The organism is Roseateles sp. L2-2, assembly GCF_050613215.1.
Lineage (GTDB): Bacteria > Pseudomonadota > Gammaproteobacteria > Burkholderiales > Burkholderiaceae_C > Roseateles > Roseateles noduli.
Window position 1 is genome coordinate 5,563,102 of the sequence record NZ_CP192509.1, and the last position, 23,768, is coordinate 5,586,869.

A 23,768-nucleotide genomic window follows, 5' to 3' on the forward strand; every position below is an offset into this window, starting at 1 on the left:
GATGGACAGGAGCGTCAGAAATGGAATCGGACGAGGACGTCGGTGTCGGCGTCCTCGGCGTCTTGGGTGCGTTCATCGCGGACTCCGCGTCAGTCGCGCAGGCCGGTGCCGGGTCGGTCGCCTGCGAGCAGTTCGTCCAGCACCTGCCGGGCGGCCTCCTGCTCGGCGATCCGGCGCGAGCGACCTTCGCCGCGGCGCGACAGCGTCAGCGAGGCCACTTCGCATTCGACGGTGAAGGTCTGCGCGTGGGCCTGGCCCCGCGTCTCGGCGATGCGGTAGGACGGCACCGGCAGCTTGCGCGCCTGGAGCCATTCCTGCAGCGCCGTCTTCGAATCCTTGGCCCACTGCTCGATGCCGCTGGCCGCGATGGTCTCGCCCAGCAGCCCGCGCACGATCTCGCGCGCAGCCTCGTAGCCGCCGTCCAGGAACGCGGCGCCGATCACGGCCTCCAGCGCGTCCGCCAGGATGGACGGCCGCTGGCCGCCGCCGCCGCGGGCTTCGCCTTCGCTCATGCGCAGCGCCTCGGGCATCTGCAGCACCAGCGCCAGGCGGTGCAGGCTGTCCTCGCGCACCAGGTGCGCGCGGATGCGCGTCAGGTCGCCTTCGTCCGAGCCGGCGAAGCGGTCGAACAGCAGCGCCGACACCGTCAGGTTGAGCACCGCGTCGCCGAGGAACTCCAGACGCTCGTTGTGCTGCTGGCCGAAGCTGCGATGCGTCAGCGCGCGCTGCAGCAGACCCGGCTGCTTGAAGCGGTAGCCGAGGCGTTGCTGGAGGGCGTCGAGCGCTTGCGGGGTCATGGACGGCGTGTGAGAGGGTTCAGGGCAGTCAGTGGACGATCAGCGGACGTTCGGTCGAACATCCATGCGACATCAACGAGTTTCGCCTTTGTACTTGATCACCAGGAACGCGGGGCCGAACAGGGGTACTTCCTTGTCGTAGGCGTAGCTGATCTTCACCTTGTCGTCGACCTTGGTGATGATCAAGTCCTTCGGCTCGATGCTGACGATCGAATATTCGATGTCCTTGGTCCGCTGGAACTGGTCGCGCGCCGCGGCCACGGTCGGCGGACTGTCGCGGGCGATCTTCTCGACGGCGCGCTGGATCGTGTAGTACTCCATCACCGTGGGCACCACGCGCAGCAGGATCACCGACCCGCCGCCGATGATCACCGCCCAGAACAGCAGCCCGAGCAGGCTGAGTCCCCGTTGAATCTTCCGTGCCCTCATCACGAGTCGCTCCGATGGTTGTCGTTGGAACAGAGTAGTCGATCATCGGCCGATCGTGGGCCGGCCAGTGTGTCAGCCGGTATGCCGGCCGACCTTATTGGATACCGCCGATGCGCTTCAGGCTGCCGAAGTTCATCCAGACCACGAAGGCGCGGCCGACGATGTTCTCGTCCGGCACGAAGCCCCAGAAACGCGAGTCCTGCGAGTTGTCGCGGTTGTCGCCCATCATGAAGTAATGGCCGGCCGGCACCTTGCAGGTCACGCCTTCCAGCGTGTACTTGCAGTTCTCGTTGTACGGGAAGTCATAGATCTTGCCGATGCGCCCCTGCGCCTGCGCGTCCACCAGGATCTGGTGCTCGACCGGGCCCAGCTTCTCGGTGAAGCGCGGACGGAAGCGCATCGAGTTCGGATCCTCGTCGAAGAACTCGCCCTGCGACACCGTCTCCACCTGCTTGCCGTTCACGTACAGCTTCTGGTTGAGGTAGGCGATCTCGTCGCCCGGCAGCCCGACCGCCCGCTTGATGTAGTCGATGCTGGGGTTCTGCGGGTAGCGGAACACGACCACGTCGCCGCGCTGCACGTCGTTGTTGCTGATGATCTTCTTGTTGATCACCGGCAGTCTGATGCCGTAGTGGAACTTGTTGACCAGGATCAGGTCGCCGATCAGCAGCGTCGGCACCATGGAGCCGGACGGGATCTTGAACGGCTCGAACATGAACGAGCGCAGCAGGAAGACGATCAGGATCACCGGGAACAGGCCGGCGGTCCAGTCCAGCCACCAGGGCTGGCGCAGGATCTCCTCGCGGGCGCCTTCGACGTCGCCGTCCACGCGCTGGATGCCCTGCGCGGCCAGCGACGCGCGGCGTTGCTCGTCGTTCTTGGCCAACTGCGCCGCCGCGCGCTCGCGCGAGGGCTGGAAGTGGAAGCGCTCGGCCAGCCAGTAGGCCAGCGTCACCGTGGTCAGGATCAGCAGCAGCAACGAGAAGTTGCCGTTCCAGTAGCCTTGGTACCAGCCGCCCAGGTAGGCGATCAGGGTCACGTACAGCAACCCGGTCAGTGCGCTCATGGCTTTCATGCGGAGACTTATTCTTCGACTTGGAGGATGGCCAGGAAGGCTTCTTGCGGCACCTCCACCGAACCGATTTGCTTCATGCGCTTCTTGCCGGCCTTCTGCTTTTCCAGCAGCTTGCGCTTGCGGCTGATGTCGCCGCCGTAGCATTTTGCCAGCACGTTCTTGCGCAGGGCCTTGATGTTCTCGCGCGAGATGATGTTGGCGCCGATGGCCGCCTGGATGGCCACGTCGTACATCTGGCGCGGGATGATCTCGCGCATCTTGGCCGCCACCTGGCGGCCGCGGAACTGAGACTGCGCCCGGTGCACGATCAGCGACAGCGCGTCGATGCGGTCGCCGTTGATCAGCATGTCGACCTTGACGACGTCGGAGGCGCGGTATTCCTTGAACTCGTAGTCCATCGACGCGTAGCCGCGCGAGACCGACTTCAGCTTGTCGAAGAAGTCCAGCACGATCTCCGCCAGCGGGATCTCGTAGGTCAGCATGACCTGGCGGCCGTGGTAGGCCATGTTCAGCTGCACGCCGCGCTTCTGGTTGGCCAGCGTCATGACCGCGCCGACGTACTCCTGCGGCATGTACAGATGCACCGTCACGATCGGCTCGCGGATCTCGGCGATCTTGCTCTGCTCGGGCATCTTCGAGGGGTTCTCCACCTCGATGACTTCACCGTCGCCCAGCTGGACCTCGTACACCACGCTGGGCGCGGTGGTGATCAGGTCCTGGTCGAACTCGCGCTCCAGGCGCTCCTGCACGATCTCCATGTGCAGCAGCCCGAGGAAGCCGCAGCGGAAGCCGAAGCCCAGCGCCTGCGAGACTTCCGGTTCGAAGCGCAGCGAGGCGTCGTTGAGCTTGAGCTTCTCCAGCGCATCGCGCAGCTGGTCGTACTCGCTGGCCTCGGTCGGGTACAGCCCCGCGAACACCTGCGGCTGGATCTCCTTGAAACCGGGCAGCGCCTCGGTGGCCGGACCCAGGTTGTTCGGAAGCTTCTTTTCCAGCGTGATGGTGTCGCCCACCTTCGCCGCGGACAGTTCCTTGATGCCGGCGATGATGAAGCCGACCTCGCCCGCGTTGAGCTGGTCGCGCTTCTCCGACTTGGGCGTGAACACGCCCAGGTGTTCCGCCGGGTAGATGGCGTTGGTCGCCATCATGCGGATGCGTTCGTTCTTCTTCAGCGTGCCGTCCACCACGCGGACCAGCATCACGACGCCGACGTAGTTGTCGAACCAGGAGTCGATGATCATCGCGCGCAGCGGCGCCTCGACCGTGCCCTGCGGGGGCGGCATGCGGGCGATGACCGCCTCGAGGATCTCGTCGATGCCCATGCCGGTCTTGGCCGAGCACGGGATAGCGTCGGTGGCGTCGATGCCGATGACTTCCTCGATCTCCGCCTTCGCGCCGTCCGGGTTCGCCGACGGCAGGTCCATCTTGTTCAGGACGGGGACGACCTCGACGCCGAGCTCCAGCGCGGTGTAGCAGTTGGCCACCGTCTGCGCCTCGACGCCCTGGCTGGCGTCGACCACCAGCAGCGCGCCTTCGCAGGCGGACAGCGATCGGCTCACCTCATACGAGAAGTCCACGTGTCCGGGCGTGTCGATCAGGTTCAGGTTGTAGACCTGGCCGTCCGCCGCCTTGTATTGCAGCGCGGCGGTCTGCGCCTTGATCGTGATGCCGCGCTCACGCTCGATGTCCATCGAGTCCAGCACCTGCGCTTCCATCTCCCGGTCCGACAGCCCGCCGCAGCGCTGGATGATCCGGTCGGCCAACGTGCTCTTGCCGTGGTCGATGTGGGCAATGATGGAGAAATTGCGGATGTGGTTCATGGACTCGGACGGAGACCGCGCGCTTGGTCCGCCACTTCAACGGTGCTCGAGCGGAGCACGCTGATGCATGCTGAACATGCTGGGGACGGTCGGTCGGAGCGGTGATGCAGGGCCCTTCGCAGGACCTGAACGGGACATAAAAAAAAGGCACGTCTAAACGGTGACGCGCCTTCCAACAAAACGTATGGCAACTGCTTGTTGGGCTTTCATTGTAGCCAAAAGCCCCGCCCTGGAAACCGCATGGATGCGAGCTTCTCGCGCGTTGCCCTTCGCCAACAGCGTTTTTATACACAGGTTATCCACAAAATTCGGGGACATCCTGTGGATCGCTGAGCCCATCAAAATGATGCCTTCCGATTCACCGTCGGAACAGCGACAAAGCTGCCCGAACGCGGCTTGATTGTAGCGGAGCGGGGCACCAATGCCCCGCTTTGACCACAGCCGTTAGCAAGCGCCAACCCACGATGGCTTGTGCATCCATGCACAGGCTGAAGCTTGGATTTTCCGCATTGCGGAAAGCCCCAGGCCGGGAGTGGGTTGACGGTGGACCGTTTCAACCCTTGCCAGGCTTGAGCACAACGTAGGTCGCGACCTCGCCCCGACGCACCAGCATCTGGAGCGACTTGCCCTTCTCGAGTTTGGCCAGCGCGGCCTGGAACTGCTTGACCGTCTTCACCTCGGCGTTGTTGGCCGAGAGGATCACGTCACCGGTCTTCAGGCCGGCACGGGCCGCCGGGCCGTCGACCGTGTCGATGCGCAGGCCGCCGTCGACCTTGAGTTCCTTGCGCTGCGCCTCGGTCAGTTCGGTGACCGTCAGGCCCCAGGCCGACGCGCCGGTCGCGGCGGGCGCCTCGGCTTCCGGGGTCGCCGGCGCGCGGTCGTCGGGCAGCGCGTCGAGCGTCGCGGTCAGGTCCTTGTAGGCGCCGCGGCGGAACACCTGCAGCGGCACCTTGGTGCCCGGCTTGGTCGCCGCGGCCAGGCGGCGCAGATCCACCGCCTTCTCCACGGCCTTGCCGTCGAACTTCGTGATCACGTCGCCGAGCTGCAGGCCAGCCTTCTCGCCGGGGCCTGCCGGCGTGATGCGGCTGATCAGCGCGCCTTGCGGCTTGCCCAGGCCGATGGCCTCGGCGACTTCCTTGCTGACGTCGTCCGGATAGACGCCCAGCATGCCGCGCGTCACGCGGCCGCCGGCGCGCAGCTGGTCGGCCACGCGCATCGCCTCGTCGATCGGGATCGCGAACGAGATGCCCATGAACCCGCCCGACTGGCTGTAGATCTGCGAGTTGATGCCCACCACCTCGCCGCGCAGGTTCAGCAGCGGACCGCCGGAGTTGCCCGGGTTGATCGCCACGTCGGTCTGGATCAGCGGCAGCAGGTCGCCGGTGTCTCGCGCCTTGGCGCTGACGATGCCGGCCGTCACCGTGTTGTCGAAGCCGAAGGGCGAGCCGATGGCCATCACCCACTCGCCGACCTTGAGCCGGCTCACGTCGCCCATGCGCAGCATCGGCAGGTTGTTCGCCTCGATCTTGAGCACCGCCACGTCGGTGCGACGGTCCAGGCCGACCACCTTGGCCTTGAATTCGCGCTTGTCGGTCAGCGTGACGGTGACCTCGTCGGCATCGTCGACGACGTGCGCGTTGGTCATCACGAAACCGTCCGCGCCGATCACGAAACCGGACCCCAGACCGCGACGCTGCGGCGCGTCCTCGTCGTCATCGTCGTCGGGGGTGGGCGCGGGAGCCGGCGCGGCACCCGGAGGCGCACGGCGCTGCTGCGGCACGGGGATGCCGAAGCGGCGCAGCAGTTCGCGCATCTGTTCGTCGATCTGCGCGTTGGCGACCTTCACCTTCTCCGAGGTGCGGATGTTGACGACGGCGGGACCGGCCTGTTCGACCAGGGCGCTGAAGTCCGGCAGCGCGCGCGCCAGGTCCGGCGCGGCGACCGGCACCGAAGCGGTCACCGGAGTCGCGGGAGCCGCGGTCGCGGCGGGCGTCGCAGGCTTTGTCGCAGCCTGGGCGGCCTGGGCAGCGGCTCCCAGCGAAGCGCTCAGCAAGGTGGCACCGGCGAGCGCCAGGGCAAGACGTCGAAGGGAACAGGTGCGGTCGGAATTGAGCATGAACACTCGCAGGTGGCGATGCAAAAACGGAAGGCCCACATCATGCCCGGAATTCAGAAACGACATGGTGTCAGCCTGCAGCGAGAAAGAGGTGGAGCCTGAGCGACGCCCACTGCGCTTCGTGCGCGCGTCGCGACAGCGCGATCCAGCGCTCCGGCGGCGTGCGACCGCGAACACCTTCCGCATCGGTCGCGGCGTTGAGCCGCAGCAGCATCCACTGTTCGAGGTCGACGACGACGTCCGGCGAGATGGCAAGCGGCTCTCCCGCGCGCTGCCACCACCACTGCGCGCCGTCCCATCGCAGGACGGCTGGCGCGCGCGCCCGGACCGGCAGCGCGGCACCGGCCGCGGCGGCCATCAGGACCGCGAGCCACGGACCGACACCGTTGGCTACAACGTCGGCGAAGACACCGGGATCGGCGCGGGCGAAAGCCTCGGCGACACCGGCCTGAAGCAGCACCGCGATCAACGCCGCGGCCAGGCCGCCGCCCAGTACCGCGCGCTGCACGCGCACCCAGCGCCTGTCGTCCGCCAATGAAAAACGCCGGGCAGTGGCCCGGCGTGAGGTCGATCGGTCCGGCGTCATGGGGCGCCGTCCGTGTCGTTCAGACTCGACGTGATCAGGCGATCACGCGATCAGATCCGCTTGAAGATCAGCGTGCCGTTGGTGCCGCCGAAGCCGAAGTTGTTCTTCGCGGCGTACTCGATCGGCATCTTGCGCGCCTCGTTGGCGCAGTAGTCCAGGTCGCACTCGGGGTCCTGGTTGAAGATGTTGATCGTCGGCGGAGCGACCTGGTCGTGCAGCGACTTGACGGTGAAGACGGACTCGATGCCGCCCGCGCCGCCCAGCAGGTGGCCGGTCATCGACTTGGTCGACGACACCACCAGGCCGTTCTTCGCATGGTCGCCGAAGGCCTTCTTGATCGCGTTGGTCTCGTTCGCATCGCCCAGGGGCGTGGACGTGCCGTGCGCGTTCATGTACTGGATCTGGTCCGCGTTCAACCCGGCGTTGCGCAGCGCGTTGCGCATCGAGCGCGTCGGGCCGTCCACGTCGGGCGCGGTCATGTGATACGCGTCGGCGCTCATGCCGAAGCCGATCAGCTCCGCATAGATCTTGGCGCCGCGCTTCTTGGCGTGTTCGTACTCTTCGAGCACCAGCACGCCGGCGCCCTCGCCCAGCACGAAGCCGTCGCGGTCCTTGTCCCAGGGACGGGACGCGGTCTTGGGGTCATCGTTGCGGGTGGACAGCGCGCGGGCCGCGGCGAAACCGCCGACGCCCAGCGGGGACACCGTCGATTCCGAACCGCCGGCGACCATGATGTCGGCGTCGCCCGCCTCGATCATGCGCCCGGCGGTGCCGATGCTGTGCAGACCCGTGGTGCACGCCGTCACGATGGCCAGGTTCGGGCCCTTGAACCCGCACTTGATCGAGACGTGGCCCGAGATCATGTTGATGATCGAGGCCGGCACGAAGAACGGACTGACGCGGCGCGGGCCGCGATTGGTCAGTTCCGCGTGGGTCTCCTCGATCATCGGCAGGCCGCCGATGCCGGAGCCGACGAGCACGCCGATGCGTTCCGCCAGTTCCGGGTCGAGCGCGTCGCCGGTGGGCAGACCCGCATCGCGGATCGCCTGCAGCGAGGCCGCCAGCCCGTAATGGATGAAGGTATCCATGTGGCGGGCTTCCTTCGCGGGGATGTAGTCATCCACCTTGAAGTCCTTGACCTCTCCCGCGAAATGGCAGGCGAGGACCGAGGCATCGAAACGGGTGATGGTGTCGATGCCGGACTTGCCAGCCACGATGTTGGCCCAGCCTTCCTCGACCGTGTTACCCACGGGCGAGATCAGGCCGAGACCGGTGACGACGACGCGACGACGGCTCATGCTGCTTGCTTACGCCTTCTGGTGCTTGACCGCGTAGTCGATGGCCAGCTGCACGGTGGTGATCTTCTCGGCCTCTTCGTCCGGGATCTCGATGCCGAACTCGTCTTCGAGGGCCATCACCAGTTCCACGGTGTCCAGAGAATCAGCGCCCAGATCGGCGACGAAGGCCTTTTCATTGGTCACATCGGCTTCGGGCACGCCGAGCTGCTCGGCGATGATTTTCTTGACACGTGCTTCGATATCGCTCATGACTCCTCCAGGAGGGGGTGGTTTGCTAGAACAACCCGGGATTCTAAGGCCTTAGAGTGGCGCCCCTAGTCGGACCTCCCGAGGCACGCCTTCCACGATGGAGACGGCGCGCGCTCGCACTCTATCAGCCCTACACCGGCCGGGTGAATCCGGTGGGCGGGCCGCCCGCGCAACGCGCGCGGGACGGGATCCACCTCAATTCATGTACATGCCGCCGTTGACGTGCAGCTCCACGCCCGTGATGTAGCTGGCTTCCGGGGAAGCCAGGAACGCCACGGCATGGGCGATCTCGGCCGGATCGCCCAGGCGGCCGGCGGGGATCTGGGCCAGCAGCGCGGTCTTCTGCGCCTCGGGCAGCACCTCGGTCATGTCGGTGGCGATGAAGCCGGGGGCGACGCAGTTGACGGTGACCGAGCGGCTGCCGAGCTCCCGGGCCAGGGCACGCGTCATGCCCGCCACGCCGGCCTTGGCCGCGGCGTAGTTGGCCTGGCCGGCGTTGCCGGAGGCGCCCACCACCGAGGTGATGTTGATGATGCGGCCGTAGCGCTGCTTCATCATCGGGCGCATCACGGCGCGGCTGGCGCGGAACACGGCCTTCAGGTTGGTGTCCAGGACGGCGTCCCAGTCCTCGTCCTTCATCCGCATGGACAGCATGTCCTTGGTGATGCCGGCGTTGTTGACCAGCACCTGGATGCCGCCGTCCTGCTTGACGATCGCCTCGATCAGCGCGTCCACGGCCGCGCCGTCGTTGACGTTCAGGACCGCGCCCCGGCCGCCGTGCGGCGCCAGGGCTTCGGTGATCGCCGACGCGCCGGACTCGCCGGTCGCGGTGCCGATCACGACGAAGCCCTTCTGGGCCAGCGTCAGCGCGATCGCGCGGCCGATGCCGCGGCTGGCGCCGGTCACCAGGGCGACCTGCTTCTTGTCGGTGTTGTTCTCGGACATGAGGAACCTCGGGAGGAATTCGGAAGGAAGGGAACCGCGGTGCGCGCCGCGACTCAGGCCAGCAGGGCCTTGGCCTCGGCCAGCGAGGCCGGATCCAGCACCGTGGCGCTGACCAGGTCGGCATCGATGCGCTTGGCCATGCCGGCCAGCACCTTGCCGGGGCCGCATTCGATGACGGTGGTCAGGCCGCGCGCCTTGAGCGCCTGCATGACCTCGACCCAGCGCACCGGACCGAAGGCCTGGCGGAACAGCGCGTCACGCAGCGCCTGGGCGTCGTCGGTCACGGCGACGTCGATGTTGTTGATCACCGGGAAGGCGGCGGTCTGGAACGACACGGCGGCGAGCTTCTCGCGCAGGCGTTCGGCGGCCGGCTTCATCAGGCTGGAGTGGAACGGCGCCGACACCGGCAGCGGCAGCGCGCGCTTCGCGCCGGCAGCCTTGAGCGCCTCGTTGGCCTTCTCGACGCCCGCCTTGGAGCCGGCGATCACCGTCTGCTTCGGATCGTTGAAGTTGACGGCCTCGACGACCTCGCCCGACTCGGCGGCGATCGTCCGGCAGACCTCGCGGACCACGGCGGCGTCCAGGCCCAGGATGGCCGACATCGCGCCGGTACCCACCGGCACGGCTTCCTGCATCGCCTGGGCGCGGAAGCGCACCAGCGGCAGCGCGTCGGCCAGGCTCAGCGCGCCCGCGGCGACCAGCGCCGTGTATTCGCCCAACGAGTGGCCGCCGGCCGCCGACGGCACCAGGCCGGTCTCTGCGATCCAGGCGCGGTAGTTGGCGATGCCGGCGGTCAGCATGACCGGCTGGGTGTTGGTCGTCAGGTCCAGCTGGTCCTTCGGACCGTTCTTGATCAGCGCACCGATGTCCTCACCCAGCGCGGCCGAGGCTTCCGCCAGGGTGCGCACCACTTCCGGGTGATCGCCCCAGGCGTCCAGCATGCCGACCGACTGCGAGCCCTGGCCGGGGAAGACGATTGCGAAGTTCTTGCTCATGGTTCGAGTCCGTGACTATCGATGAGGAGGGAGAAGCGCGCATGACAGCGGGCACGGCACGCCGGGTGCCGCGGTCGTCCGCGCGCGTCCGGCCGCCAGGCGGCGTGCCGGAAGGCGCGCCGGACGGCTTCGGAAGTCGGGAATCAGAAGTCCAGCAGCACCGCGCCCCAGGTGAAGCCCCCGCCGACGCCTTCCAGCATCACCGTGTCGCCGCGCTTGATCTTGCCGGCGCGCACCGCGACGTCGAAGGCCAGCGGGATCGAGGCGGCGGAGGTGTTGCCGTGCTCGTCGACCGTGACGATCAGCTTGTCCAGCGGCATCTTCAGCTTCTTGGCCGTGCCCTGCATGATGCGGATGTTGGCCTGGTGCGGGATCAGCCAGTCGATGTCGGCGTCGGTGCGACCAGCCTTGTCGAGGACCGATCTTGCAACCTTCTCCAGCACGCCCACGGCCAGCTTGAACACCGCCTGGCCGTCCATCTTCAGCAGCGGATGGCCGAGGACCTCGCCGCCGGACACGGTGCCCGGGGTGCAGAGGATGTCGACATGGCGGCCGTCGGCATGCAGCTCGCTGGCGAGGATGCCGGGCTCGTCGCTGGCGCCGACGACCACGGCGCCGGCGCCGTCGCCGAACAGCACGCAGGTCGTGCGGTCCTTGAAGTCGAGGATGCGCGAGAACACCTCGGCGCCCACCACCAGCGCCTTCGTGGCGGCGCCGGTCTTGATCATCGAGTCGGCGACCGTCAGCGCGTAGACGAAGCCCGAGCACACGGCCTGCACGTCGAAGGCGGCGCAGCCGTGGATGCCCAGCTTCTGCTGCAGCAGGCAGGCGGTCGAGGGGAACACCATGTCCGGCGTGGACGTGGCGACGATGATCAGGTCGATCTCGTCGGCGCGCACGCCGGCGGATTCCAGTGCGGCCAGCGAAGCCGGCAGCGCCAGGTCGCTGGAGGTGACGTGCGGATCGGCGAAGTGCCGGGCATGGATGCCGGTGCGTTCGACGATCCAGTCGTGCGAGGTTTCAATCCCGTCGCGGGCGAGGCGTTCCGCCAGGGCGGAGTTGGTGACGCGGTTCGCGGGCAGGTAGCTGCCCGTTCCGAGGATGCGGGCGTAGCGCGTGGAAGCAGTGGTCATGCAGCGTGGGCGGCCGTGGCCGCCGTGTCTCCAGCATCGCCGCCCTCTTCGTTGGCAGACGCCGGGAGCGCCTGCAGTGTTGCGACAATGCGATCGTGAACCCGGTCCAGGAGCCGGTTGCGGGCCGCATCATACGCCCGGTTCAATGCCTGCTCGAAAGCGAAGGCATCGGCCGAACCGTGGCTCTTGAAGACCAGTCCGCGCAGGCCCAGCAGCGCGGCGCCGTTGAAGCGGCGATGGTCCACGCGGTCCTTGAAACGCTGCAGCACCGGCATCGCCAGCAGCGCGATCGCCTTGGTCCACCAGCTGCGGGTGAACTCCGCCTTGATGAAGCTGGAGATCATGCTGGCCAGCCCTTCGGCCGTCTTCAGCGCCACGTTGCCGACGAAACCGTCGCAGACCACGATGTCCGTCGTGCCCTTGAAGATGTCGTTGCCCTCCACGTTGCCGTGGAAGTTCAGCTGGTCGTGCGAGGCGGCCTCGCGCAGCAGTTCGCCGGCGCGCTTGATCGTCTCGTTGCCCTTGATCATTTCCTCGCCGATGTTCAGCAGGCCGACCGTCGGGTTCTCCTTGCCGTCCACCGCCGACACCAGCGCGCTGCCCATCACGGCGAACTGCAGCAGGTGTTCCGGACCGCAGTCGACGTTGGCGCCCAGGTCCAGCACCGTGGTGAAGCCGCCGATCTGGTTCGGCATCACGGTGGCGATGGCCGGACGGTCGATGCCTTCCAGCGTCTTCAGCAGGTATTTGGCGACCGCCATCAGCGCGCCGGTGTTGCCCGCCGAGACGCAGGCATGGGCCTGCGCGGGCGTGCCGTCCTTGGCGGCCTTGAGCTGCGAGAGCGCCACCCGCATCGACGAATCCTTCTTGCGCCGCAGGGCGACCTCGATGGGATCGTCCATGCTGACGACCTCGCTGGCCGCGACGATGCGCGTGCGTGGCCAGGAAGCGGCGGCCTGGAGCGCGTCAGGCAGGCCGACCAGCACGAGTTCCGCCTGCGGATGCGCGGCAAGGAAGGCCTGGCAGGCCGGGAGGGTGACGGCGGGGCCGTGGTCGCCGCCCATGCAGTCCACCGCCAGGCGGAGCGGCTCGGCGGAGGGCGATGAGCGGGTGGCGGGAATTGCGGTCATCGAAACCTGAGAAGAACACCGGTCGAAGGTGCGACTGTAGCGACCCCGCAAGAAGCGTGCGCGACAGCAAGGGCCTTCCAAAGGAAGGATCGGAGAAGGATCAGGACGAGAAGCTCAGGAACGCGGAGATCAAGAAAGCGAAATTCAGAAACGCGAAAGCCCGGCGACGCGTGATGCGGAACCGGGCTCTACTTGTGGGTGCGACCAGACGGAGGCCTCGAGGAGCCCTCCGGACCGGCTGATCGAATCGATCAGGCCGCGTCGGCCTTGGTCTTCAGCACCTTGCGGCCGCGATAGAAGCCGTTGGGGCTGATGTGGTGGCGCAGGTGCACTTCACCGGTGGTCGGCTCGATCGCGGTGCCCGGGGTGACCAGGGCATTGTGCGAGCGGTGCATGCCGCGCTTCGAGGGGGACTTCTTGTTTTGCTGAACGGCCATGGTTGATTCTCCTAAAGGCTTCGGCTGGCTGGTGATTCGAGGTTGCTCGGGCTCTCGAGAGAACTCGAGCTGTACCGCGGATCCGACAAGGATGCTCCGCTACCGACGCCTCGGTCCCGGTTGCGCACCCACGCAGGTGGACGCACTTCGATCCGGGAAAGCCGGAAACTATAGCACAGCACCGAACCGGTGTCACGCCTTGCCGCCGGAGCCCTTCTTCAGCGCCGCGAGCGCCGCGAACGGATTGGGGCGCTCCTCTGCCGGCAACTCGTCCTCCTCGACGTTCGCATGCGGCAACGGCTCGGGGCACACGTCATGGCGCGGCACGACCGGCAAGGTCAGGAGCAGCTCGTCCTCGACCAGCTCGCGCAGGTCCAGGTGGCGCGGCAGCGCCAGGACGTCGTCGTCGGAGTCCATGTCCATCTCGGCCGCCATGTCCTCGTCCTTGACGAAGCGGAACCAGCGCGCCACCGTCAGGTCCTCGCGGACCGGCTGGAGGCAGCGCTGGCAGGTCACCGCGACCTGCGCTTGCGCGGTCAGCTCCAACCACGCCTGCGGCTCGCCACCCTTGGGTGTGCGCATCTCGCCCTGGGCAAACCAGGACACGGGCGGCCACTGGGCCGGATCGGACTCGGGCGCGGCCGCCTCGGCCAAGCGCGTCAGGCTGGTCGCGGGCCACTCGCCCTCCAGCGTGCCGCCCTCCCGGGCAAAGACTCCGACATCGAGCTTCAATGGATCGAACGAACGCGGTTTCATGGGTCGCAAGTGTACGAGCCGCCTCCGCCCCGATGGGACAATCCCGGGCCATGACCGCTGCCTCACCGTCCGCCCGCCCGCTCGTGCTGGGCTCCACCTCCCGCTACCGGCGCGAGTTGCTGCAGCGCCTGCGGGTGCCGTTCGAGACGGCGGCGCCCGACGTCGACGAGACGCCGCGGCCAGGGGAAACGCCCGAGGCCCTCGCCCGCCGGCTGGCGCTGGCCAAGGCCCGCGCGGTGGCGACGCGTTTCCCGCAGGCGCTGGTGATCGGGTCGGACCAGGTCGCCGATCTGGACGGCCAACCGATCGGCAAGCCGGGCACGCATGAGCGCGCCGTCGAGCAGTTGCGCGCGATGCGCGGTCGCACCGTCGTGTTCCAGACGGCGCTGGCCGTGGTCTGCGAGGCGACCGGCTTCGTCGCGCAAGACCTGGCCCCGGTGCGCGTGCGCTTCCGCGAGTTGAGCGATGACGAGATCGAGCGCTATCTCCGCGCCGAGCAGCCCTACGACTGCGCCGGCAGCGCCAAGGCCGAGGGCCTGGGCATCGCGCTGCTGGAGGCCATCGAGTCCGACGATCCCACGGCGCTGATCGGCCTGCCGCTGATCCGCACCGCCGCGCTGCTGCGACAAGGCGGACTGGACGTGTTGAGCCTGCTGGCCTGAAGCAGCACTTCCAACAGCACCTCCAACAGCACGCCCGACAACGACAGAGAACAACAAAGCACTACAGAGAACAGCAATGACCCGCGGCCGCCTCTTCCTCGTTCCCAACACCCTCGACTTCGGCATGAACGGCCAGGAAGTCGACCTGCGCGAAGTCCTGCCCGACGCGGTGCTCGCGCGAGCCGCCTCGATCACGCACTGGGCCGCGGAGAACGCCAAGACCACCCGCGCTTTCCTGAAGCGCGTCGGCGCGATCCATCCGCTGGCGGTGCCGCTGCAGGAGCAGCAGATCGAGGAACTGCCCCGCCCGGCCAAGGGCCGCGGTCCGGCGGCCGGCGCGGTCACGGCCTCGTCGAGCGAAGAGAAGCTCTGGCTGGCGTTGCTGGAGCCGGCGATGGCCGGTCACGACATCGGCCTGATCTCCGAAGCCGGCATGCCCGCCGTCGCCGACCCGGGCGCGAAGCTGGTCGCCGCCGCACACGCGGCGAAGGTGCAGGTCGTGCCGCTGACCGGGCCGAGTTCGCTCCTGATGGCGCTCGCCGCCAGCGGCCTGAACGGCCAGAGCTTTGCTTTTGTGGGTTATCTGCCGCTGGACGCGGCCGAGCGCACGGCGCGCATCAAGGCGCTCGACGCCTTCTCGGCGCGCGAGCAGCAGACGCAGTTGATGATCGAGACGCCCTATCGCAACAGCGCGCTGCTGCAGGCGCTGCTGGCGGCGCTGAGGCCCGGCTCGCTGCTGTCGGTCAGTTGCGGGCTGAGCCTGAAGGACGCGTGGACGCATTCGGCCACGGTCGAGCAATGGCGTCAGGCGCCGAAGACGCTGCCGGACAAGGTGCCGGCCGTGTTCGCGATCCTCGGCGTCCGCTGATCAGGACTCGCTGTCCGCCGTGACCGGCGGGCGCTTGGCACCGAACAGCGCCGCGACCTTCTTCTTCGGCTTGATGTTGGCCGACAGGCCGCCGCGCGGCGCGTTGGCCGGCCCCTTCTCCCAGGCCGCCACGTCGCCGCCCTGCGTCGCCTCATACGGCTTGTCGAACAGCGGGTCGTAGGCCTGGCGTGGCGCGCGCGCCGGCGCATGCGCGCCGTGCGAGCCGTAGGCCTCGTCGCGGCGATCCTCGCGTTCACGACGGAAGTCGCGACGCTCGCCGCCGCCCTCGCCTTGCGGCGCGCGTTCGGCACCCCGGTCACCGCCACGATCACCACGATCGCCACGGGGAGCGCGATCACCGCGCTCGCCACGGTCGCCGTCGAAGCGACGACGCTCGCCCTCGAGCTCGATCGGCTCCAGGTCCAGCTTCTTCTTGATCAGCTTCTCGATCTCGCCGACCAGGCGCGCGTCGCCCTTGGTCACCAGCGTGAAGGCCAGGCCCGACGCCCCCGCGCGGCCGGTGCGGCCGATGCGGTGCACGTAGTCCTCGGCATTGAACGGGACGTCGAAGTTGAAGACCGCCGGCAGGTCGGCGATGTCCAGGCCGCGCGCGGCCACGTCGGTCGCGACCAGCAGGTCCACCTCGCCGCGCTTGAACGCCTCCAGCGACTTCAGGCGCTCGTCCTGGGACTTGTCGCCGTGCAGGGCGGCGGTCCGCAAGCCGTCGCGCTCGAAGGCGCGGGCCAGGCGCGCGGCGCCGAGCTTGGAATTCACGAACACGATCGCCTGACGGATCTCGCGCTGGCGCAGCAGCTGCTTGACCGCGGCACGCTTGTCATCGTCGTCGACGCTGAAGAAGCGCTGTTCGACCGTCGAGGCCGTCGCGTTCGGGCGGGCGACCTCCACCAGCTCCGGATCCTGCAGGTAGCTCTGCGCCAGCCGTTTGATCTCGGGCGAGAAGGTCGCCGAGAACAGCAGCGTCTGCCGCGTCTTGGGCAGGTAGCTCAGGATGCGCTGGAGGTCCGGCAGGAAGCCGATGTCCAGCATCCGGTCGGCCTCGTCGAGCACGACGTACTCGACGTGGTTCAGCACGGCGTTCTTGGCTTCGATGTGGTCGAGCAGGCGACCCGGCGTGGCGATCAGGACCTCGACGCCGGCCTTGAGCTGCAGGGTCTGCGGCTTCATGTCGATGCCGCCGAAGACACAGGCCACGCGCAGGTTGGTGTGCTTGGCGTAGGCCTTGACGTTGTTGGCGACCTGGTCGGCCAGCTCGCGGGTCGGGGCCAGCACCAGCGCGCGCACCGGGTGGCGGGCCGGGGACATCGAGGCGTTCTCGTGCTTGAGCATGCGCTGCAGCAGCGGGATCGAGAACGCGGCGGTCTTGCCGGTGCCGGTCTGGGCGGCGCCCATCACATCGCGGCCGGAGAGGACGATCGGGATCGCCTTGGCCTGGATGGGCGTCATCGTCGCGTAGCCCTGATCGGACACGGCGCGCAGCAGCTTGGGGTCCAGCGGCAGCGTGTCGAAAAGAGGGTTGGGCGTCGGGGTGGTGTCGGTCATGGGCGCGGATTATCCTCCAAGCCCTCGAAAGCCCCGGGAAACCACCGATCCGCGCACGCGGACCGTTGCGGGATCACTGCGACTGACGATCGCTCAGCTTGCGCTGGTCGCCGCGGAAGACCATCCACTTGGGCGTCCGGAAGCGCACGATGCGCCAGTACAGCGCGACGTAGGCAACCCCGAACAGAACCATGCAGCCCGCGATCATCGGCGTCGAATCCCAGAACAGCAGCGCCGGCGCCAGCGACGACAGGCACAGCGTCCAGAGATACGGCGCCGTCATCGAATTGCGGCGCGTCATCAGGCGCGCATCGCGTGCGCCAATCGCCCATCGCATCAGGCGGCGGTAGATCAGCGAGTGCAGGTGGATGCCGTCCGGATCGCCCGGGCTGGTGTTGCGCAGGAAGCGGCGGCGGTAGATGGAGAAGACCGTCTCGAACACCGGATAGATGCACACCATCAGCGCGAACAGCGGCGAGACCTGCGGATGGCGGTGGATCAGCAGGATGGCGATCTCCGCCAGGTAGAAGCCCATGAAGTACGCGCCGCCGTCGCCCAGGAAGATCAGGCCGGCGGGGTAGTTCCAGACGAAGAAGCCCAGGATCGCGCCGACGCCCGCGAGGGCCCAGAGCGCCAGCTCGGTGTCGCCGACCTGGTAGGCGACGTAGGCCAGGGTCAGCAGCATCAGGCTGACGCACATCGAGGACAGGCCGTTGAAGCCGTCGATGATGTTGACGGAGTTAGCCACGCCCGCGACCACGAAGATGGTGATGATCACCGCGCCGACCGTGGTCCCGACGATGAAGTCCAGCCCCGGGATGTCGGTGCGCGAGATCATGGCCTGGAGCAGCCAGCAGCCCAGGCCGGCGGAGATCGCGGTGGCGATCAGGCGCTCGCGCGGGGAGACCTTCTTGGTGAAGTCCTCGATCAGGCCGGCGGCGAAGGCGGGCAGGCCGCACAGCAGCAGCAGCAGGCCGGTCTTGGCCTGCGGGTGCTTCAGCAGATAGGCCAGCGCGACCATGCCGACCAGGCCCACGAAGATGCCGACCCCGCCGATGCGCGGCACGGGCCGCGCATGGAACTTCTGGGGGCCGGACAGGTCGTGGTCCGCGGACAGGTGGCCGTGGACCGTCGACGAATGCACCACGTACAGCGTGATCGCCGCAGCCAGCGCAAACGGGATGAGCAAATACAACATGGGCGGCAGTGTAACGAGCGGCTTCCCGCCCGAGGCGGTTTTGGCGCAACAGCGCTGCCATAGAATGCGCCGCTGGTCGCTCCGACACCCTGATCTTCAGGCCCGTCGCGGGCGGCCGAGTTCATCTGAGACGAGATCACGCATGGAACTTAGCGCCCAACGCGCCCTTTCGCCGACGTCGACGACTCGCGCGCGCCACTCCCTTCGCAAGCCCGCGCTGGCGCTGTTGACGGCCTGCCTCATGGTCGGCCTCGGGGCGACTTCGGCCCTCGCGCAGATGAACACGGGCAGCGGCCAGTCCTCCTCGGACATGGGCGTCGACTCATCCGGACCGGTGCGGCTGACTCCGGCCAATCGCAACGTGCAGGACGCATCCGGCTCGCAGGCCCAGGCGATCGCCCGCGCCCCGAAGTACGTGCCGGGCGAGTTCGAGATCTACGTCAACAAGCTGCTGGGCATCGATCTGGCCGACCCGGCGACGCTGGAGCAACTGCGCCGCTCGGAAGCCAGCCAGACCGAGACGGCCGCCGTGTCGCAGACGCAGACGCAGACGGCGGCCATCGGCAAGAGCGCCGCCGTCTCCGCGGACAACATCGTGCGCCGGCTCGGCTCGGACCTGATGCTGGACGCCCGCATGGGCGGCGATGCCGATGGCCCGCGTCAGGCGCCGTCGGACTACCTGATCGGCATCGGCGACGAGATCCAGGTCACGGCGTGGGGCTCGGTCGATGCCGACCTGCGCCTGACGGTGGACCGCGCCGGCCGGGTGACGATCCCTCGCGTCGGTCCCGTGCTGGTCGCGGGCGTGCGCTACGGCGACCTGAACGAGGTCGTCCGCGCCCGCATCGCCCAGGTCTTCAAGAACTTCCAGGTCAGCACCTCGCTGGGCAAGCTGCGCACGATCCGCATCTATGTCACGGGCTTCACCGCCAAGCCGGGTGCCTACACCGTGAGCAGTCTCGCCACCATCGTCAACGGCCTGATCCGTGCTGGCGGCCCGTCGGCCGCGGGCAGCTTCCGCCAGATCGAACTGCGTCGCAACGGCCAGATCGTCGCCAGTTTCGACGCCTACGACCTGCTGCTCAAGGGTGACAAAGCCAGCGACCGCGCGCTGCAGGCGGAAGACGTGATCCACATCGGCGCGATCGGCCCCCAGGTGGCCGTGCTGGGTAGCGTGAACAAGCAATCGATCGTCGAGCTCAAGCCCGGCGAGACGCTGGAAGACGTGCTGGCGATGTCGGGCGGCTTCAGCGCCGTGGCGGACCGCTCGCGCGTGTCCATCGAACAGTTGAGCGACCGCAACGACCGCCGCGTGCGCGAGCTGCAACTCCCCGCGCAATTGAAGACGGTGGCCAGCAACGGCGATGTGATCCGCGCCTTCAGCAGCGTCAATACCGCCCTGCCGCTGGGCAAGCAGTTCAAGCGCGTGACGGTGGAGGGCGAGGTCGCCCGCCCTGGCGAATATGTGCTGCCTCCGACGAGCACATTGCAGGACGCCATCGCGGCGGCCGGCGGCCTGACGTCACAGGCCTACGTGTTCGGCACGGACTTCTCGCGCGAGAGCGTGCGCCAGTCGCAGCAGGAGAACTACGACAGGGCTCTGCGGGACCTGGAGACGGAGTTCACCAAGAACAGTTCCACGCAACGCGCGACGAACGCCGACGAAGCCGCAGGCAACGCGCAGCGCGCCGCCGGCACCGAACGCCTCGTGGCCCGGCTGCGCGCCGTGCGACCGACCGGCCGCGTGGTGTTGCAGCTGGAGTCCGATGCGCGCTCGCTGCCGACCTTGACCGTCGAGGACGGCGACCGTCTGCTGATCCCGGCGAAGCCCACGACCGTCGGCGTGTTCGGCAGCGTGTTCAACGCGGGCAGCTTCCTCCTCCAGAACAATGCGTCGGTCGACGACGTGATGAAGCTGGCCGGCGGACCGACCCGCGGCGCCGACGCCAGCAGCTCCTTCGTGATCCGTGCCAACGGCACGGTCGTGAGCGCGCGCCAGTCGAGCAGCGGCTGGCTGGGTTTCGGCTCCAATCTGGCCGGGCTGCCGGCGTTGCCGGGCGACACGGTCTTCGTGCCGGAGCAGATGAACAAGTCGACCTTCATCCAGGACGCGAAGGACTGGACGCAGATCCTGGCCAACTTCGGCCTGGGTGCGGCTGCCCTGAAGACCATCAAGAATTGACCCCCATGCAGGCAGAACAACAGCCGGCGCCCGGCGTCGTGTCGACAGGATCGACCGTGACGGATGACGCCGATGTCCTTTCGCAGCTCTGGCCCCATTGGCGCCGGATCGCGCTGACCACCGTGGCCAGCGGCGTCGTCGCCTACGGGCTCAGCTTCCTCGTCCCGCTGACGTTCACGGCGAAGGCCGTGATCGTCAGCCCGCAGCAGCAGCAGAACTCCGCAGCCAACGCGCTCTCGTCGGTCGGCGCACTGGCAGGACTGGCCGGGCTGTCCGGCAGGACTCCTGCCGACCAGTACGTGTCCTTGATGCAGAGCGTCACGATCTCGAACAAGATCATCGACCGGTTCGACCTGCTGACGGTCTACGGCGAGAAGTTCCGTGTCGATGCGCAGCGCAAGCTGGCGGACAGTACCCGCATCGCCGCAGGAAAGAAGGACAACCTCATCAGCATCGAGGTCGACGACCACGACCCCAAGCGAGCCGCAGACATCGCCAACGCTTTCGTCGAGGAACTTCGCCAACTCTCCAACGGTCTGGCACTCAGCGAAGCCCAGGTGCGTCGCCAGTTCTTTGAACAGCATCTGGCCGGCAGCCGCGACGCCTTGAAGACGGCGCAGGCCGCGCTCCAGAAGTCCGGCATCGGCGCCGGCGCGCTCAAGAGCGAGCCCAAGGCAGCCGCCGAGAGCTACGCGAGACTCAAGGCGGAAGTGGCCGCGGCGGAGATCCGCCTGACGGTCCTGCGTCGCACGCTTGCGGACAACGCCCCGGAGATCTCCCAGCAGAACGCCATGCTCGGCGGCTTGCGTGGACAACTCGCGAAGCTCGAGCAGCCGCTCGACGCCTCCGGCGACCAGGACTACATCGGCGCGTACCGCGACTACAAGTACCAGGAAACGCTGTTCGAGATCTTCGCCCGACAGTACGAACTGGCGCGCCTCGATGAAAGCCGCGAGGGAACGTTGATCCAGGTGCTGGATACAGCCACCACGCCGGAGCGCAAGAGCAAGCCCAAGCGCTCCACCCTGGCGATCGCCGGCGCGGGTCTGGGTTTTCTGGCGGCAGCGGCTTTCCTGCTGTTCCGCCATCGCCGTCGCACCGCTGTGCGCTGACGCTCGCCCCTGCGGATGTCTGCTGCGGCCCTGACGGATGCGCTCAGCAGCGCGACCGTCCGCGCCGGCTGCCGATCGTCAGCACCAGGAACAGCGCCGTCATGCAGTGTTCTGACAAGAAGATCGGCCCCTTCCAGCTGACCAGCGCGATGACCGTCGCCAGGTACGCGTAGAAAGCCACGGGCGCCCAGCGCCGCGCGGGGACTTGGTCGGGGGGGGGCGGTTCGCCCAGTGCCTGCAGGCTGCGCACATACCCCCTCAGCAACCACGTCAGCGCCAGTACGCAGACGATCACCATCGGCACGCCGCCGAAGTTCAGCAGCAGCAGGTAGCCCGAGTCGGTGGTATAGGACGCGCCGATCGCCTCGGCGACATCGGGCTGCGCCCAGAGGCCCGAGCCCCCCAGGACTGTCTCCCAATCGGGCAGGTGCAGATGGTTCTCGACAAAGTCGTCGGTCGAGTCCGAACGCAGGCCATCCCCTGCGAACAGGTTGATGAACAACTCGCCGGAGAACTCGAGCACGTAGCTGCGCAGCTCCTCGTCGACGAAGACGAACGCCAGCACGCCCAACAAGCCGAGGCCCGCGCCCACCCGCAGCGCCACGCTGCCGGGTTGATGCCGGCGGTTGAGCACGTCCTGCCAGGCCAGGATCCCCAGCAGCACGGCAGCGAACACCATGCCGGTCCGCCCGTGGAGCATGCACAGCGCCATGATGATCGCCACCGCGAGCGCGCGCAGCCACATGTCCGCCGACGTGCGCGGCGCGCTCAGAAGCAGCGCCGCTCCCAGCACGCAGTAGGCGATGGCGGTGTCGTAGATGGAAATGCCGCCGATGCCCGAGAAGCGGGGCAGCCCCAGCGCCGCGAGTTCGCGCCATGTGTCGGCGAGGTTGACCCACTCCAGATAGACCGTGCGGAACGCCGGCAGCGCCAGATGAGCCACCGAGACCGCGCACTGGGCCACCAAGGCCAGGCACACGATCTGGATGGACTGATGCGTCGTCAGCGTACGCGGGCCGTCTCCGCGATCGGTCAGCCCCATCAGCCGAGCCAGGCCGATCGCTGCGAGATAAGGCAAAGCCACGCCGCGGACCACCAGTTGAAGAAAGATGGGCAGTTGGCGCCACTCGTCGGCCCCGAAAGCGCTCGCCAACGCGAACACGCCGATCATCAGCAGACCGGCCAGCGGCTTGAGCAGGCCGCGCAGACGCGGTTCGCGCCAGAGCACCCACAAGGCGTACAACGCCATCATCGCGCGCGGGTACAAGAACAGCCCGCCGATGCGGTAGGTCGTGCCGAACACCACGATGGCCGCCAGAGCCCCCAGCGTCAGCAGCCGCAGGGACGACACCTGGCCCGCCCTGGCAGAGGTCGTGAACTCAACCGATGGCGGCATATCGATCCCTTTGCGTCGATCGTGATGATCGACGCTGCACCCATGCCATGGCCGGTCGCTCGACGAAGTGCCAGGACAAGGCCGCCAACGGCAGAACCAGGATCATCGAACAGACGAAGAAGGTCCCGGGGTCACCCACCCATTGCCGCTCGGCCAGCCATTGCTGAACGGGAAACCCGTAGATGTAGATGCCGAACGAGTAGTCCGCGGGCAGACCTCGCACGTAGGCATCCACGCCTCGCGCGATCACCAGGCAGGCGACACAGATCAGCGCGGCCGCGAGATGCCAGGACAGCTTCGACCAGCCCGCGTGACCCAGGAGCGCCGCAGCGCCGCCGGCGATCGCCACCACGATCAGCGCGCGCCATGCGCCGGAAGGCGCGCCGAACACATGGCCGAGCGCAAAGAACAGCATCAGCCGGGTGGCGTTGGACAGGGCGTTCGGGCCCGTCGAGGGATCCACCGCGAGGTACAGGGCGCAAGCCAGCGCGATGGCCTCGAAGAGCCGCACCCGCCAGACCGCCCGCATGCTCGCCACGCCGCCGACCACCGCATAGCACGCGATCTCGTAGAACAGCGTCCAGAGGCTGCCGTTCACAACGCGCGGATAAGGCACCGTCTCGAACACGCCAGGCAGCGACGGCGTGAACAGGAACACCCCGTTCTTGAGAAAGCGCCAGGTCTCTCCGGAGGACAGATACCGCGACAGGGGCAGCGTCGTGACGACCGCGCCGAGCACGATGCACAGCAGCACGCAGACGGCCAGCCCCGGCAGGATGCGCGCCAGCCGGTTCCTTGCGAACCGCAGGCGGTCCGGGCTGCGCGACAGCGCGCCGAACATCAGGAAGCCCGACAGGAAAAAGAAGAAATCCACCGCCAGGGCGGCCAGATCCATCTGTCCGGTGGCTTGCATGACGATGTCATGACCCGGCGAACCGGTCAGGACATAGGCATGGCTGATCATCACCGCGCTGGCCGCAGCGATACGGAGGTAATCCAGCGAAGCGATCCTTGTTGACGGGCTCAT

The 23,768-nt window shown here is 67.7% G+C and carries 22 protein-coding genes; 4 read left to right on the forward strand and 18 right to left on the reverse strand.

Annotated elements, in window-relative coordinates; all coding sequences use genetic code 11:
- Positions 1–89: 89 nt before the first annotated feature.
- The 14 genes from rnc to ACQZ13_RS24920 form a co-directional block, all read right to left on the reverse strand.
- A complete protein-coding gene (rnc, locus tag ACQZ13_RS24855) occupies positions 90–797 on the reverse strand; it encodes a ribonuclease III (RefSeq protein ID WP_088406278.1) in 708 nt (235 codons plus the stop codon).
- Between the two features lie 72 nt (positions 798–869).
- Positions 870–1,226, reverse strand: coding sequence for a DUF4845 domain-containing protein (locus ACQZ13_RS24860; RefSeq protein ID WP_431048543.1), 357 nt, complete (start codon positions 1,224–1,226; stop codon positions 870–872).
- A 94-nt stretch (positions 1,227–1,320) separates the two neighbouring features.
- On the reverse strand, positions 1,321–2,292 hold the full coding sequence (gene lepB / locus ACQZ13_RS24865; protein WP_431048544.1) for a signal peptidase I: 972 nt from the start codon (positions 2,290–2,292) through the stop codon (positions 1,321–1,323).
- Positions 2,293–2,309: 17 nt separating this feature from the next.
- Positions 2,310–4,118, reverse strand: coding sequence for a translation elongation factor 4 (lepA, locus tag ACQZ13_RS24870; RefSeq protein ID WP_088406281.1), 1,809 nt, complete (start codon positions 4,116–4,118; stop codon positions 2,310–2,312).
- Between the two features lie 553 nt (positions 4,119–4,671).
- A complete protein-coding gene (locus tag ACQZ13_RS24875) occupies positions 4,672–6,234 on the reverse strand; it encodes a DegQ family serine endoprotease (protein WP_431048545.1) in 1,563 nt (520 codons plus the stop codon).
- Between the two features lie 70 nt (positions 6,235–6,304).
- On the reverse strand, positions 6,305–6,769 hold the full coding sequence (locus tag ACQZ13_RS24880) for a hypothetical protein (protein ID WP_431048546.1): 465 nt from the start codon (positions 6,767–6,769) through the stop codon (positions 6,305–6,307).
- Positions 6,770–6,870: 101 nt separating this feature from the next.
- Positions 6,871–8,118: a beta-ketoacyl-ACP synthase II gene (fabF, locus tag ACQZ13_RS24885; RefSeq protein ID WP_431048547.1), complete on the reverse strand. Its 1,248-nt coding sequence runs from the start codon at positions 8,116–8,118 to the stop codon at positions 6,871–6,873.
- A 9-nt stretch (positions 8,119–8,127) separates the two neighbouring features.
- Entirely contained in the window at positions 8,128–8,367 is a 240-nt protein-coding gene (gene acpP / locus ACQZ13_RS24890; RefSeq protein ID WP_058936430.1) for an acyl carrier protein, read from the reverse strand.
- A gap of 195 nt (positions 8,368–8,562) precedes the next feature.
- Entirely contained in the window at positions 8,563–9,312 is a 750-nt protein-coding gene (fabG, locus tag ACQZ13_RS24895) for a 3-oxoacyl-ACP reductase FabG (protein ID WP_431048548.1), read from the reverse strand.
- Positions 9,313–9,365: 53 nt separating this feature from the next.
- Positions 9,366–10,307: an ACP S-malonyltransferase gene (fabD, locus tag ACQZ13_RS24900; protein WP_431048549.1), complete on the reverse strand. Its 942-nt coding sequence runs from the start codon at positions 10,305–10,307 to the stop codon at positions 9,366–9,368.
- 143 nt (positions 10,308–10,450) lie between these two features.
- Entirely contained in the window at positions 10,451–11,440 is a 990-nt protein-coding gene (locus ACQZ13_RS24905) for a beta-ketoacyl-ACP synthase III (protein WP_431048550.1), read from the reverse strand.
- Positions 11,437–12,570 carry a phosphate acyltransferase PlsX gene (plsX, locus tag ACQZ13_RS24910; RefSeq protein ID WP_431048551.1) on the reverse strand — a complete coding sequence of 378 codons (1,134 nt, stop codon included), beginning with the start codon at positions 12,568–12,570 and terminating at the stop codon, positions 11,437–11,439. Before plsX ends, ACQZ13_RS24905 begins: the two co-directional genes overlap by 4 nt.
- 251 nt (positions 12,571–12,821) lie before the next feature.
- On the reverse strand, positions 12,822–13,007 hold the full coding sequence (rpmF, locus tag ACQZ13_RS24915) for a 50S ribosomal protein L32 (protein ID WP_067065736.1): 186 nt from the start codon (positions 13,005–13,007) through the stop codon (positions 12,822–12,824).
- A gap of 192 nt (positions 13,008–13,199) precedes the next feature.
- Complete coding sequence (locus ACQZ13_RS24920; RefSeq protein ID WP_431048552.1) at positions 13,200–13,763, reverse strand: YceD family protein; 564 nt, start codon at positions 13,761–13,763, stop codon at positions 13,200–13,202.
- A 50-nt stretch (positions 13,764–13,813) separates the two neighbouring features.
- Between ACQZ13_RS24920 and ACQZ13_RS24925 the strand changes: the two genes are divergently transcribed.
- Both ACQZ13_RS24925 and ACQZ13_RS24930 read left to right on the forward strand, forming a co-directional pair.
- Positions 13,814–14,425 (forward strand): Maf family nucleotide pyrophosphatase, encoded by a 612-nt coding sequence (locus ACQZ13_RS24925; protein ID WP_431048554.1) that lies wholly within the window; start codon positions 13,814–13,816, stop codon positions 14,423–14,425.
- 76 nt (positions 14,426–14,501) lie between these two features.
- Entirely contained in the window at positions 14,502–15,293 is a 792-nt protein-coding gene (locus ACQZ13_RS24930; RefSeq protein ID WP_431048555.1) for an SAM-dependent methyltransferase, read from the forward strand.
- Here the strand turns inward: ACQZ13_RS24930 and ACQZ13_RS24935 are convergent, their stop codons facing one another.
- On the reverse strand, positions 15,294–16,853 hold the full coding sequence (locus ACQZ13_RS24935) for a DEAD/DEAH box helicase (protein WP_431048556.1): 1,560 nt from the start codon (positions 16,851–16,853) through the stop codon (positions 15,294–15,296).
- A gap of 73 nt (positions 16,854–16,926) precedes the next feature.
- Positions 16,927–18,051, reverse strand: a complete 1,125-nt coding sequence (locus ACQZ13_RS24940; RefSeq protein WP_431048557.1) for an MraY family glycosyltransferase — start codon at positions 18,049–18,051, stop codon at positions 16,927–16,929.
- Positions 18,052–18,193: 142 nt separating this feature from the next.
- Between ACQZ13_RS24940 and ACQZ13_RS24945 the strand changes: the two genes are divergently transcribed.
- Complete coding sequence (locus ACQZ13_RS24945) at positions 18,194–20,233, forward strand: SLBB domain-containing protein (protein ID WP_431048558.1); 2,040 nt, start codon at positions 18,194–18,196, stop codon at positions 20,231–20,233.
- A 5-nt stretch (positions 20,234–20,238) separates the two neighbouring features.
- Positions 20,239–21,345: a Wzz/FepE/Etk N-terminal domain-containing protein gene (locus ACQZ13_RS24950; protein WP_431048559.1), complete on the forward strand. Its 1,107-nt coding sequence runs from the start codon at positions 20,239–20,241 to the stop codon at positions 21,343–21,345.
- A gap of 43 nt (positions 21,346–21,388) precedes the next feature.
- Here ACQZ13_RS24950 and ACQZ13_RS24955 read toward each other — a convergent pair whose 3' ends face one another.
- Positions 21,389–22,696, reverse strand: coding sequence for a hypothetical protein (locus ACQZ13_RS24955; protein ID WP_431048560.1), 1,308 nt, complete (start codon positions 22,694–22,696; stop codon positions 21,389–21,391).
- A gap of 28 nt (positions 22,697–22,724) precedes the next feature.
- On the reverse strand, positions 22,725–23,768 hold the full coding sequence (locus tag ACQZ13_RS24960) for an acyltransferase family protein (RefSeq protein WP_431048561.1): 1,044 nt from the start codon (positions 23,766–23,768) through the stop codon (positions 22,725–22,727).